The sequence below is a fragment of the Cellulomonas sp. genome (assembly GCF_017744555.1).
Lineage (GTDB): Bacteria > Actinomycetota > Actinomycetes > Actinomycetales > Cellulomonadaceae > Cellulomonas.
This window is the reverse complement of the sequence record NZ_JAGIBD010000010.1, coordinates 18,430-31,146: the sequence shown is the minus strand read 5'-3', so window position 1 is coordinate 31,146 and position 12,717 is coordinate 18,430. Positions and strand designations below refer to the sequence as shown.

The window sequence follows — 12,717 nt, the reverse complement described above, 5'->3', positions numbered from 1 at the left end:
CCGAAGGCCCTGGCGCGCACGGTGTGACAGCACTGTGTCTATACAGTGAGACGGACGCGCACTCCGACTGCTCTCGCAACCGGCCGCCGGTGCGCGCGTCGCTCGACAGGGACGACGACGTCCTCACACCCTGACTCGCCAGGAGGCCCCTCCAGTGCCCGCAGCGCCCGCCAAAGCGCCCGCCGGAACTCTCTACCGAGGGCGGGAAGGCATGTGGTCGTGGGTCGCGCACCGCGTGACCGGCGTCCTGATCTTCTTCTTCCTGCTGGTGCACGTGCTCGACACCGCGCTCGTGCGCGTCTCGCCCGAGGCGTACAACGACGTCATCGGCACGTACAAGAACCCGATCATGGGACTCGGTGAGGCCGGCCTCGTCGCCGCCATCGTGTTCCACGCGTTCAACGGCCTCCGGATCATCCTCGTGGACTTCTGGGCCAAGGGCCCGAAGTACCAGAAGGTCATGCTCTGGGTCGTCGTCGGCCTGTTCGTCGTCACCATGGCCGGGTTCCTACCGCGCCACCTCATGCACGTGTTCGGAGGTGAGTGATGACCCTCGTCGCGGACCCCAAGGCGCCCCGCCCCCCGAAGGGCGGCCCCGGCCGGCGCACCACGCGCGGCAACACCGAGCTGTACGGCTGGGTGTTCATGCGCGCGTCCGGCGTGCTGCTGCTCGTGCTGATCTTCGGCCACCTGTTCGTCAACCTCGTGGCGGGCGAGGGCGTCAAGGCGATCGACTTCGGCTTCGTCGCCGGCAAGTGGGCGTCGCCGTTCTGGCAGGTCTGGGACCTGCTGATGCTGTGGCTCGCGATGATCCACGGCACCAACGGCGTGCGCACGATCATCAACGACTACGCGGAGCGCGACACCACGCGCCTGGTCCTCAAGGGCCTGCTGTACCTCGCGTTCGCGGTCGTCGTGATCCTCGGGACGCTCGTCATCTTCACGTTCGACCCGTGCCCGTCGGGCTCGCCGGCCGACCTGCTGCCGTCGTTCTGCACGGCCTGATCTCGGTAAGGACCTGACACCTGATGCAGACCCACCAGTACGACGTCGTCATCGTCGGCGCCGGCGGCGCCGGGATGCGCGCGGCGCTCGAGTCGTCGACCCGCGTGCGCACGGCCGTCATCTCCAAGCTCTACCCCACGCGTTCCCACACGGGCGCCGCGCAGGGCGGCATGTGCGCCGCGCTCGCGAACGTCGAGGAGGACAACTGGGAGTGGCACACGTTCGACACCGTCAAGGGCGGTGACTACCTGGTCGACCAGGACGCCGCCGAGGTCATGGCCAAGGAGGCCATCGACGCGGTGCTCGACCTCGAGAAGATGGGCCTGCCGTTCAACCGGACGCCCGAGGGCCGCATCGACCAGCGCCGGTTCGGCGGCCACACCCGCAACCACGGCGAGGCCGCCGTGCGCCGCTCGTGCTACGCCGCGGACCGCACCGGCCACATGATCCTGCAGACGCTCTACCAGCAGTGCGTGAAGAACGAGGTCGAGTTCTTCAACGAGTTCTACGTGCTCGACCTGCTGGTGGACCACGACCTCGCCGCCGGCCACGTGCCGGACGGCGAGGAGGTGCACGTCTCGGGCGTCGTCGCGTACGAGCTCGCGACGGGCGAGATCCACGTGTTCCAGGCGAAGTCCGTGGTCCTGGCCACGGGAGGCGCCGGCAAGATCTTCAAGACGACGTCGAACGCGCACACCCTCACCGGCGACGGCATGGCGCTGGCCTACCGCCGGGGCATCCCGCTCGAGGACATGGAGTTCTTCCAGTTCCACCCGACGGGTCTCGCGGGACTCGGCATCCTCCTGTCGGAGGCGGCACGCGGCGAGGGCGCGATCCTGCGCAACTCCGAGGGCGAGCGCTTCATGGAGCGGTACGCCCCCACCATCAAGGACCTCGCGCCGCGCGACATCGTCGCCCGGTCGATGGCCAACGAGGTCCGCGAGGGCCGCGGCGCCGGCCCGAACAAGGACTACGTGCTGCTCGACCTCACGCACCTGGAGCCCGCGCACATCGACGCCAAGCTCCCGGACATCACGGAGTTCGCCCGGACCTACCTCGGCATCGAGCCGTACACCGAGCCGGTGCCCGTCTACCCGACTGCGCACTACGCGATGGGCGGCATCCCGACCAACATCGAGGGCGAGGTGCTGCGGAACTCGACCGACGTGATCCGCGGCCTGTACGCCGCCGGCGAGGTCGCGTGCGTCTCGGTGCACGGGTCGAACCGCCTCGGCACGAACTCGCTGCTCGACATCAACGTGTTCGGCAAGCGGTCCGGCATCTCGGCCGCGCAGTACGCGTCGACCGCGTCGTTCGTGGAGCTGCCGGAGAACCCCGCCGCGACCGTCGTCGCGGGCCTCGAGGAGATCCGGACGCGCCCCGACGGCGAGCGCGTGGCGGACATCCGCAAGGCGCTGCAGGAGACGATGGACAAGAACGCGCAGGTGTTCCGCACCAAGGAGTCGCTGACGCAGGCGCTCGACGACCTCAAGGCGCTGCAGAAGCGGTTCCGTGCGGTGAGCGTGCAGGACAAGAGCCGGATGTTCAACACCGACCTCCTCGAGGCGGTCGAGCTCGGCTTCCTGCTCGACATCGCCGAGACGGTCGTCGTCGGCGCCCTCAACCGCGACGAGTCGCGCGGCGGGCACTTCCGTGAGGACTTCCCCGACCGCGACGACAAGAACTACATGCGGCACACGATGGCCTACCGGCGGCCGCTGCCCAGCGAGGGCCACCGCCGCTGGGGCACGGACCAGGACGGCGACCGCAAGGGACCGTTCGCGCACACCACCGTGTTCGACGGCTACCAGCTCGTGCTGGGCTCCAAGCCCGTCACCATGACCCGCTACCAGCCGATGGAGCGCAAGTACTGATGACTGCTGTCGCCGAAGCCCCCACGAAGGTGGGCGAGGTCCCCTCGTTCGAGGTGACCCTCAAGGTCCTGCGCTACCTGCCCGACGACACCGGGTCGCCCACGGTCGCGCACTGGGACGAGTTCCGCGTGCAGGCCCACGGCACCGACCGCGTGCTCGACGCCCTGCACCAGGTCAAGTGGCAGCAGGACGGGTCGCTGACGTTCCGCCGCTCGTGCGCGCACGGCGTGTGCGGGTCCGACGCGATGCGCATCAACGGCCGCAACCGGCTCGCGTGCAAGACGCTGCTCAAGGACCTGGACATCTCCAAGCCGATCACCGTCGAGCCCATCAAGGGCCTCCCGGTGATCAAGGACCTCGTGGTCGACATGGAGCCCTTCTTCGCGTCGTACCGCGAGATCATGCCGTTCCTCATCACCACGGGGAACGAGCCGACCAAGGAGCGCCTGCAGTCGGCCGCGCAGCGCGAGCGGTTCGACGACACCACGAAGTGCATCCTGTGCGCCGCGTGCACGTCGTCGTGCCCCGTGTTCTGGACCGACGGGCAGTACTTCGGCCCGGCCGCGATCGTCAACGCGCACCGGTTCATCTTCGACAGCCGCGACGAGGGCGGCGCGCAGCGCCTCGAGATCCTCAACGACAAGGAGGGCGTGTGGCGCTGCCGCACGACCTTCAACTGCACCGAGGCGTGCCCGCGTGGCATCGAGGTGACGAAGGCGATCCAAGAAGTGAAGCGGGCGATGATCACGCGCGCCTTCTGAGGCGGATCACCGCGGCGGCCGCGTGAGGCGAGTGAAGCGGGCGATGATCACGCGCACCTTCTGACCTCGTGGTTCTCGGCATCCGGCCCGGCTCCCTGCTCGACGGGGAGGCCGGGCCGGTGCTGTCATGGGGCTATGAACGCCGAGTGGCATGACGAGCACGTGCTGGGTCAGGGTGCGTCGATGGACCGCCGCGTCGAGTGGCACCTCGAGCACGCCCACGAGTGCGGCTGCCGGGCCGTCCCCCGGACCGTCGTCGAGGAGCTGGGGCGCCGCGGGATCCCCGTGCCCGAGCGGGCCGGTTCGCCTGAGCCGGGCTGACGTCGCGGACCGTCGGGATCGAGGCGTGGCCGTGCCGGCCGACGGCCCGGCGGTGAAACTCCTGGGGACGCGGAGGCCGCAGGCCCTACGGTGGCTCGCATGTCCGAGGTCGAGATCCCGCTCGAGGGCGGCAACGTCGGTGGTGCCGTCCGTGTCGGGGACACCGTCCGGCGTCCGACCGGCCCCTGGACGCCCGCCGTGCACGAGCTGCTCGAGTTCCTCGCCCACGCCGGGCTCGCGCACGTGCCGCGTGTCCTCGGTACGGACGACCAGGGCCGCGAGGTGCTCACGTACCTGCCCGGCCGGGTCGTCCCGATCGGCACCGAGGACCTGACCGACGAGCAGGTGCGCTCGGCGATGAGCTGGCTGCGGGAGTACCACGCGGTCGTCACGGGCTTCCCGCGGGACCGGCGCCGGTGGCGGTTCGCCGACCGGGCCCTCGAGGACGGCGAGATCGTGTGCCACCACGACACCGCGATGTACAACATGGCGTTCGACGGCGACACGCTCGCGGGCGTCTTCGACTGGGACGTCGCCGGCCCAGGGATCCCGCTCGACGACGTCGCGATCTTCGCGTGGAACTCTCCCCTGCTGCGGCTGGGCGAGGACCCGGGGGCGGCGGCGCACGGTCTGCAGGTGGTCGCCGACGCCTACGGTGGCATCGACCCCGCCGATCTGCTCGACCACGTGACGCGGCGGATGACCGACGCGTGCGACCGCATCGAGGAGGGGCAGCACGCCGGTGACCCAGGGATGCTGCGGCTCGGCGAGATCGGTGAGCCGGCGAGCACCCGCGCCCGGCTGGCCGTCCTCACCGACCGCGTGCCGGCGATCCGCGACGCGCTGACGTCCCGCGGCTGAGCGTCGAGCCGGTCAGACCCGCTCGACGCGGACGCTGCGCTGACCGAACCGGATCGTCGAGCCCACGGGCGCCCCGACGCGCGCGCCGGCGGGCAGCACCACGCCCGAGCCGCCGGGCGCCACGAGCACGGTCCCGTTCGTCGACCCGCGGTCCGTGACCCACAGCCCGCCGTCGGGCGTCGGGCCGAACGCCAGGTGCACCTTCGAGATCGACCGCTCGGGGTCGTCGATCGCGACCACGTGCTCGACACCGGCCTCGGCCGACGGGCTGCGACCCACGAGGCCGTCCCCGACCACGTCGACCCGCTCGCCTGTGTCGAACACCAGCCGTACGCCGGGAGCGGCCACCGCCGACCCTCCGGCTCTGCGGGGCGCCGGCTCGTCCCGCAGCCGGGTCAGCTCGAGGTCGCCGAGGTCAGGCAGCGGCGACGTGGGCACGCGCGGCTCCTGTTCAGGGGCGCGACGCTCGTCGAGGCGCAGCTCGCGCCGGCTCCGCACCGCCGAGGGTGGCCCCTCGATGAGCGGGGCACGCTCCTGCGCCGACTCGACGGGGTTGGGGGTCGAGACGGGCGGCGCCCCGATCACGTCGGGCGCCACGGGCGCCACCGCGACCGCCGGGCGGACCTCTGCGGGCACGTCGATCATCGGCACCGGGTCGGCCGCGGCGGGCTCGGGCTCCGGCGACGACGGGAGCGGCGTGCCAGGCACGACCGAGATCGGCACGAGCGGCCCCGGGGCCGCCGGGGCGAGCCCGGCACCTGCACCGCCCGTCCACGCCGGACCCGACGGCGCGCGTCCCGCACTCGGGGTGTCGGTCCGTCCGACCGCCCGAGCCACGGCGTCGTCCCACGCGGCCGGCCCCGCGACCACGCGGGCCGCGGTCGACACCGAGGCCGCCCGCAGCACGAGCGTGCCCGCGGCCTTGTCGTGCCAGCCCCGTTGCGCCGGCGTCGTGTCCCACACGCCCGACGCGACCACGACCCACTGCCCCACGAGGCACACGAGCGAGCCCGCACCGACGACGAGGTCGCGGAGCAGGATCGCGAGGAGCCCGGCGGGCCGGCCGGTGCGTGCCGACATCGTCCGGATGCCCAGCAGGGCGTTGCCCGCCGTGGCGCCCGAGACCGACTCGGCGACCCACTGCACGGCGCCGACGACGACGCAGAGCACGGCGGGGATCAGGATCGGGACGGGTGCGCCCTCGGCCACACCGCCGCGGGCGATCAGGTAGCCGATCACCGACGCGAGCAGCAGCAGGACCATGTCCACCGCGTACGCCGCGACCCGCCGGCCCACGGGCGCGACCGACCCGGGGGCGACCACGACGGAGCGCCCTGCGGCGCGCGAGGACGTCGCGCGACGTGCGTCCGTCGGACGGTTGCTCACGGGGCCTCCCGGTCACGGTTCACGGGTGGTCCCGCGCCGTCATCGTGCCAGAGTCACGGGCACGACGCCTCACTCTCGTACGCCCACCGTGCGGTCAGGACGCGCGGTCAGGAGGCGCGGTCAGGAGGCGCGGTCCACCAGGGCGTCGGCGAACGACACGAGCGCGTCCTTCACCGGGCCGTCCGGCAGCCCGTCGAGCTCGTGGACGGCTGCCCGGGCCAGCTCGACCGCCCGCGTGCGCGTCTCGTCGACCACCGGGTGCGCCCGCAGCGCGGCGACCGCCCGGGCGAGCGCCGCGTCGTCCGTCAGGTCGGCGTCGAGGAGCTCGACCACGGCCAGGTCCTCGGCAGACGCGTCGGGCGAGGCGGCGCGGGCACGCAGCAGCAGCGTGGGCATGGTCGGCACCCGGTCGCGCAGGTCGGTGCCCGGCGTCTTGCCGGAGACGTCGCCGTCCGACGTCAGGTCGAGCACGTCGTCGGCGAGCTGGAACGCGACGCCGATCCGCTCGCCGAAGCTCGTCACGGTCGCGACGGCCTCGGGGCGGCAGCCCGCGAACATGGCACCGAACCGCGCCGACGTCGAGATCAGGGACGCCGTCTTGTCGGACAGCACCTGCAGGTAGTGCGCCACCGGGTCGTCGCCCGGGCGGGGCCCGACCGTCTCGTGCAGCTGGCCGAGGCACAGCCGCTCGAACGTCGCGGCCTGGATGCGGACTGCCTCGGGCCCGAGCCCGGCGACCGTGGCGGACGCGCGCGCGAACAGCAGGTCCCCCGTGAGGATCGCGACGGAGTTGCCCCAGACCTCCTGCGCCGCCGGGGCACCGCGTCGCAGCGGCGCGGAGTCCATGACGTCGTCGTGGTACAGCGTCGCGAGGTGGGTCAGCTCGACGACGACTGCCGCGTCGAGGACCTCCCGGCGGTCGCCGTCGCCCAGCTCGGCCGCCAGCAGCGTGAGGAGCGGGCGCAGGCGCTTGCCCCCGGCGTTGACCAGGTGCCGGGACGCGTCGTGCGCGAGCGGGTCCGCGTGCGTCACCGCGTCGCGCAGCCGCTCCTCGACGAGGGCGAGCCGGGCCGTCAGCCGTTCCGCGAGGACAGGGTCGCCGAGCGGGATGGCGGTCGTCGTTGTCACGGGACGAACCTATCTTCCCGGCACGGCCTCCACGGACACGAGGGCCGGTGCGCCCCCTGTGAGCCTGCGCGGCGACCGGCCACCCGGGCGGTCCGCCGGGTGGCCGATCCGCTTGTCACGGGAGGAACTGGGCGACGCCGCCGATGAGCTCGAGCAGCCAGGACGGCGCGACACCGAGGATCACGGTCGTGGCAGCACAGACCGCGATCGCGACCGCGGCAAAGCCCTCGGTGCCGACGACCGTCGTGGTCGTCGTCGCCGCGGCACGCACCTCGACCGCCAGGCCGGTTGCCGACCCCTCGAGCGCGGCGCCGGACGCGGGCACGTCGAGCGGGAGGCCCGCCGCGCCGTCCTCCGACGCGGCGACGGCACCGCCCTCGGCCTCGGTCGACCCCGACGGCTCCGTGAAGAACATCAGCACGATGATCCGCACGTAGAAGAACGCGGCCGCGGACGACGACAGGACGCCGATGAGCGCGAGCGGCCACGCGCCGCCCTCGATCGCCGCGGAGAACACCGCGAACTTCCCGGCGAAGCCCGCGGTGAGCGGGATCCCCGCGAACGACAGCAGGAACAGCGCGAACACGAGCGCGAGCGCCGGGTTCGACCGGCCGAGGCCCGCCCACTGCGACAGGTGCGTGGCCTCGCCGAGGACCGCTCCGGCCGAGCCGTCCGACTGGACGCTGCGCTCACGCACGAGCCACACGACGCCGAACGCGCCGACCGTGGCCGCGCCGTACACCAGCAGGTAGAACAGCACCGCGGTCACGCCGGCCTGGTTGAGCGCGACGACGCCCGTGAGGATGAACCCGGCGTGCGCGATCGACGAGTAGCCGAGCACGCGCTTCATGTCGGTCTGCACCAGGGCGCCGACGGTGCCGACGACCATCGTGAGGATCGTGACGGTCCAGAGCACCACGCTGAGGTCCCAGTCGAGGCCCGGGAGCACCACGTAGACGATCCGGAGCAGGGCACCGAACGCGGCGACCTTGGTGCACGCCGCCATGAACCCGGTGATGGGCGTCGGCGCACCCTGGTAGACGTCCGGCGTCCAGGTGTGGAACGGCGCCGCACCGACCTTGAACAGCAGACCGGCCAGGATCAGCACGGAGCCGACGAGCAGCAGCCCGTCGAGCCCGCTCGCCTCCTTGGTCGCGTCGGCGATCACCGAGTAGCGCAGCGAGCCGCTGTAGCCGTAGACGAGCGCGATGCCGAAGAGCATGAGCGCGGAGGTGAACGCACCGAGCAGGAAGTACTTCATCGACGCCTCCTGCGACAGCAGGCGACGACGACGCGCCATGCCCGTCAGCAGGTAGAGCGGGAGCGAGAGCACCTCGAGCGCCACGAACAGGGTCAGCAGGTCGCCCGCCGCGGGGAAGATCAGCATGCCGCCGGTCGCGAAGAGCAGCAGCGGGTAGATCTCCGTCTGCTGCACGCCCTTGCGCCGCGCGAGCTCCTCGTAGTCGGAGCCCGGGATGGACGCCGCCGACGGGGCGAACGCGTCCTCGCCCGTCTCGGTGCGGTCGACGACCACGAGCAGCGCCAGCAGCGCCAGCAGCGCGAGCGTCGCCTGCAGCACGAGGGTCGGCCCGTCGACGACGAGCGAGCCGCCGAGCACCGCCGTGCCGCCGTCCTCGCTCACGCCGCTCCACAGCGCCGCGACCGCGACGAGCGCGCCACCGAGCGCCACGACGGACAGCGCGAGCTGCACGACGCGCCGGCGCGCGGCCGGGACGAACGCCTCGACGAGCACGCCGACCACCGCCGCGAGCAGCACGATGATCACGGGGCTCAGCGGCCCCCACGCGATCGTCGGTGCGGTGAAGTCGCTCACCGGTCACTCCCTTCCGCGGCCGTGGCGGACGCCGGGACGTCCGTCACGCCGACCTGCTCGAGCGTGACCTGCGCGGGCGGCCGGACGAGGTCCAGCGCCGGGCCGGGCAGGAAGCCGAAGACGATCATCAGGGCCAGCAACGGGGCGACCGCCCACTTCTCGCGCCCGACCAGGTCGGGCGTGGTCGCGAGCTCGTCGCGCACCGGGCCGGTGAAGACCCGCTGGTAGGTCCACAGCACGTAGATCGCGGCCAGCACCACGCCGAGGCTCGCCACGATCGACGCCGCCGGGTGCCGGGCGAACGTGCCGACGAGCACCAGGATCTCGCTCACGAACGTCGAGAGGCCGGGCAGCGACAGCGCGGACAGGCCCGCGACGAGGAACGTGCCGGCCAGCACCGGCACGACCTTCTGGAGCCCGCCGAAGTCGGCGATCTGCTGCGAGCCGCGCCGGGCCACCAGGTACCCCGCGACGAGGAACAGCGCCCCGGTCGAGAGCCCGTGGTTGACCATGTAGAACGACGAGCCCGCGATCGACGTCGACGTGAACGCGAAGATGCCGAGCACGATGAACCCGAAGTGCGACACCGACGTGTACGCGATGAGCCGCATGAGGTCCTTCTGCCCGATCGCGAGCAGCGCCCCGTACAGGATCGAGACCACGGCCAGCACGATCACCACGGGCGCGGCCCAGCGGGACGCCGACGGGAACAGCGGCAGGCACAGCGTGAGCATCCCGAACGTGCCGACCTTGTCGAGCACACCGACCAGCAGCGTCGAGGTGCCGACGGGCGCCTGCTCGGCCGCGTCGGGCAGCCACGTGTGCACCGGGAACATCGGCGCCTTGATCGCGAACGCCAGGAAGAACGCGAGGAACAGCCACTTCTCGAGCGTCGGGTCGAGCGTGAGGCCCGTGAGGTTCTCGGTGAGGAAGCCCTGCGGCCCACGCGGGCCCTGCAGATACACGCCGATGACCGCGACGAGCATGATGAGCCCGCCCGCGAGACCGAACAGCAGGAACTTCACGGCCGCGTACCGCCGCTGCGCGCCGCCGAACCCGCCGATCATGAAGTAGACGGGGATGAGCATCGCCTCGAACAGCACGTAGAAGAAGAACACGTCCCGCGCGGAGAACACCGCGACGATGAACGCCTCGAGGACGAGCACCAGGGCGAGGTAGCGGCGCAGCCGGTCGGTGGCCTCCGCGACCGAGCCCTGCTCACGCCAGGCGGCCAGGATCACGAGCGGCACGAGCAGCACCGACATGAGGATCAGCGACAGCCCGACGCCGTCGACGCCGACGGCATACGAGACGCCGAACGCGGGGATCCAGCCGTGCGTCTCGACGAGCTGGTACGTCTGCGCGGCGGACGTGTCGAACGCGAGCAGCGCACCGACGGCGAGCGCGAGCTCGACCACGCCGACGCCGAGCGCGATCTCGCGCGTGCGGTTGCGGCCGGGCGACGGCAGGACCCAGAGCCCGACGGCGCCGAGCAGCGGCAGCACGATCAGGGCGGTCAGCCAGGGGAAGGAGGACGACATCGTGAGCTCTGCTCCTTCAGCTCTGGGTGGCCAGGACGACGACGACGAGGACGACGAGCCCGAGCAGCATGGTCGCCGCGTACGACCGGACGAACCCGGTCTGCACCCGACGGGTGATCTCGCCGAGCCCGATCTGCGACCGGGCGATCGACGTGACGGCACCGTCGACGACGGCCCGGTCGGCGAACACGAGCGACCGGGTCAGCGCCTGGCCGGGCTCGACGAGCGCCACGTCGTTCACGGTGTCCTGGTACAGGTCGACGCGGGCGGCCCGCGTGAGGGCCGTCCCGAGCGGCGGGACGACGGGGACCGTGGCGGCGGCGTAACGGCGGTACGCGATGACCGTGCCGACGACCACGACACCGAGCGTGAGCGTGATGAGCAGCCACTCCGGCAGCACCGGCTCCTCGTGCAGCGGGGTGCCCGTGACCGGCTCGAGCCACTCGACGAACTTGCCGCCGAGCGCCAGGTACAGGCCGAGGCCCACGGACCCGACCGCGAGGACGATCATCGGCCACGTCATGAGCCGCGGCGCCTCGTGCGGGTGCTGCGCCGACCCGTCCCGCTTCGTCGACCACCGGCGCTCGCCCTCGAACGTCATGAAGAACAGGCGCGACATGTAGAACGCGGTGATGCCCGCGCCGACGAGCGTGACCGTGCCGAACACCCACGCGCGCCACTCGGCACCCTCGACCGGCACGAACGCCGCCTCGATGATCTTGTCCTTGCTCCAGAACCCCGAGAACGGCGGGATGCCGAGGATCGCGAGCCACCCGGCCATGAACGTGAGCCAGGTGATCTTCATGTACCGGGCCAGCCCGCCGAACCGGCGCATGTCGACCTGGTCGTCCATGCCGTGCATCACGGACCCGGCGCCGAGGAACATGCCGGCCTTGAAGAACCCGTGCGTGACGAGGTGGAAGATCGCGAACGCGTAGCCGACCGGACCGAGGCCGGCCGCCAGGATCATGTAGCCGATCTGCGACATCGTCGACGCCGCCAAGGCCTTCTTGATGTCGTCCTTCGCACAGCCGACGATCGCCCCGAACAGCAGGGTGATCGCGCCGACGATCACGACGACGAGCTGCGCGGTGGGCGCCTCGTTCATGATCGGCGCGCTGCGCACGATGAGGTACACGCCCGCGGTCACCATCGTGGCGGCGTGGATGAGCGCCGACACGGGCGTCGGACCGGCCATCGCGTCGCCGAGCCAGGACTGCAGCGGGAACTGCGCCGACTTGCCGCACGCGGCAAGCAGCAGCATGAGCCCGATGGCGGTCGCGACGCCCTCGCTGACCTGCCCGGACCGCTCGCCGAGCACGTCGAGGAAGCCGACCGAGCCGAAATTCGCGAACATCAGGCCCAGCGCGATGATCAGGCCCAGGTCACCGATGCGGTTCGCGACGAACGCCTTCTTCGCGGCGACCGCGTAGTCGGTGCGGTAGTTCCAGAACCCGATGAGCAGGTACGACGCGAGACCGACGCCCTCCCAGCCGACGAACAGCAGCAGGTAGCTGTTGGCCAGGACGAGCGTGAGCATCGCCGCGACGAACAGATTGAGGTACGCGAAGAACCGGCGGCGGTCCACGTCGTGCTCCATGTACGCCACGGAGTAGATGTGGATGAGCGTGCCGACGAACGTCACGAGCAGCACGAACGTCAGCGACAGCGGGTCGAGGCGGATGCCCGCGTCCACCTGGAACGCGCCCGCGTCGATCCAGCTCCGCACGCTCAGGTCGAGGACCCGCTGGTCCGCCGGCCGGCCGAGCAGCGCGACGAACACCGCCGCGCCGAACACGAACGAGAGCGACGACGCGGCGACGCCGAGCCAGTGGCCCCAGCGGTCGGTGCGCCGCCCGCCGAGCAGCAGGATCGCGGCGCTCAGCACCGGGATGCCGACCAGGGCGGGTGCGACGAGGTAGATCCCGCCGCTCACCGGCTCCGGGGCGGGGCCGATGGTGGCGGCGGGCAGGCTCGCAGCCAGGGTGGTCAGGGTGTGCACGGGG

11 protein-coding genes are annotated in these 12,717 nt (G+C 71.8%); 6 read left to right on the top strand and 5 right to left on the bottom strand.

The features are described 5' to 3' along the window. The first annotated feature begins 154 nt into the window (after positions 1-154). The 6 genes from sdhC to J7523_RS08575 all read left to right on the top strand — a co-directional run bounded on the left by sdhC (position 155) and on the right by J7523_RS08575 (position 4,822). Positions 155-547, top strand: coding sequence for a succinate dehydrogenase, cytochrome b556 subunit (sdhC, locus tag J7523_RS08600; protein ID WP_291884948.1), 393 nt, complete (start codon positions 155-157; stop codon positions 545-547). Continuing rightward, a complete protein-coding gene (locus tag J7523_RS08595) occupies positions 547-1,005 on the top strand; it encodes a succinate dehydrogenase hydrophobic membrane anchor subunit (protein WP_291884945.1) in 459 nt (152 codons plus the stop codon). Before sdhC ends, J7523_RS08595 begins: the two co-directional genes overlap by 1 nt. A gap of 23 nt (positions 1,006-1,028) precedes the next feature. Beyond that, entirely contained in the window at positions 1,029-2,879 is a 1,851-nt protein-coding gene (gene sdhA / locus J7523_RS08590) for a succinate dehydrogenase flavoprotein subunit (protein WP_291884942.1), read from the top strand. Further along, the gene (locus tag J7523_RS08585; RefSeq protein WP_291884939.1) at positions 2,879-3,640 is read left to right on the top strand and encodes a succinate dehydrogenase iron-sulfur subunit; all 762 of its coding nucleotides are present in this window, start codon (positions 2,879-2,881) and stop codon (positions 3,638-3,640) included. The genes sdhA and J7523_RS08585 overlap by 1 nt, the downstream gene beginning before the upstream one ends. Positions 3,641-3,775: 135 nt before the next feature. After that, the gene (locus tag J7523_RS08580; RefSeq protein WP_291884936.1) at positions 3,776-3,961 is read left to right on the top strand and encodes a hypothetical protein; all 186 of its coding nucleotides are present in this window, start codon (positions 3,776-3,778) and stop codon (positions 3,959-3,961) included. A gap of 99 nt (positions 3,962-4,060) precedes the next feature. After that, positions 4,061-4,822 (top strand): aminoglycoside phosphotransferase family protein, encoded by a 762-nt coding sequence (locus J7523_RS08575; RefSeq protein ID WP_291884933.1) that lies wholly within the window; start codon positions 4,061-4,063, stop codon positions 4,820-4,822. Positions 4,823-4,834: 12 nt separating this feature from the next. Here the strand turns inward: J7523_RS08575 and J7523_RS08570 are convergent, their stop codons facing one another. The 5 genes from J7523_RS08570 to nuoL all read right to left on the bottom strand — a co-directional run bounded on the left by J7523_RS08570 (position 4,835) and on the right by nuoL (position 12,713). After that, on the bottom strand, positions 4,835-6,208 hold the full coding sequence (locus J7523_RS08570; protein ID WP_291884930.1) for an RDD family protein: 1,374 nt from the start codon (positions 6,206-6,208) through the stop codon (positions 4,835-4,837). 120 nt (positions 6,209-6,328) lie between these two features. Further along, positions 6,329-7,336 (bottom strand): polyprenyl synthetase family protein, encoded by a 1,008-nt coding sequence (locus J7523_RS08565; RefSeq protein ID WP_291884927.1) that lies wholly within the window; start codon positions 7,334-7,336, stop codon positions 6,329-6,331. 115 nt (positions 7,337-7,451) lie between these two features. Further along, complete coding sequence (gene nuoN / locus J7523_RS08560; protein WP_291884924.1) at positions 7,452-9,170, bottom strand: NADH-quinone oxidoreductase subunit NuoN; 1,719 nt, start codon at positions 9,168-9,170, stop codon at positions 7,452-7,454. Further along, entirely contained in the window at positions 9,167-10,711 is a 1,545-nt protein-coding gene (locus J7523_RS08555; RefSeq protein ID WP_291884921.1) for an NADH-quinone oxidoreductase subunit M, read from the bottom strand. The genes nuoN and J7523_RS08555 overlap by 4 nt, the downstream gene beginning before the upstream one ends. A gap of 16 nt (positions 10,712-10,727) precedes the next feature. Beyond that, a complete protein-coding gene (nuoL, locus tag J7523_RS08550; protein WP_291884919.1) occupies positions 10,728-12,713 on the bottom strand; it encodes an NADH-quinone oxidoreductase subunit L in 1,986 nt (661 codons plus the stop codon). Positions 12,714-12,717: the final 4 nt, after the last annotated feature.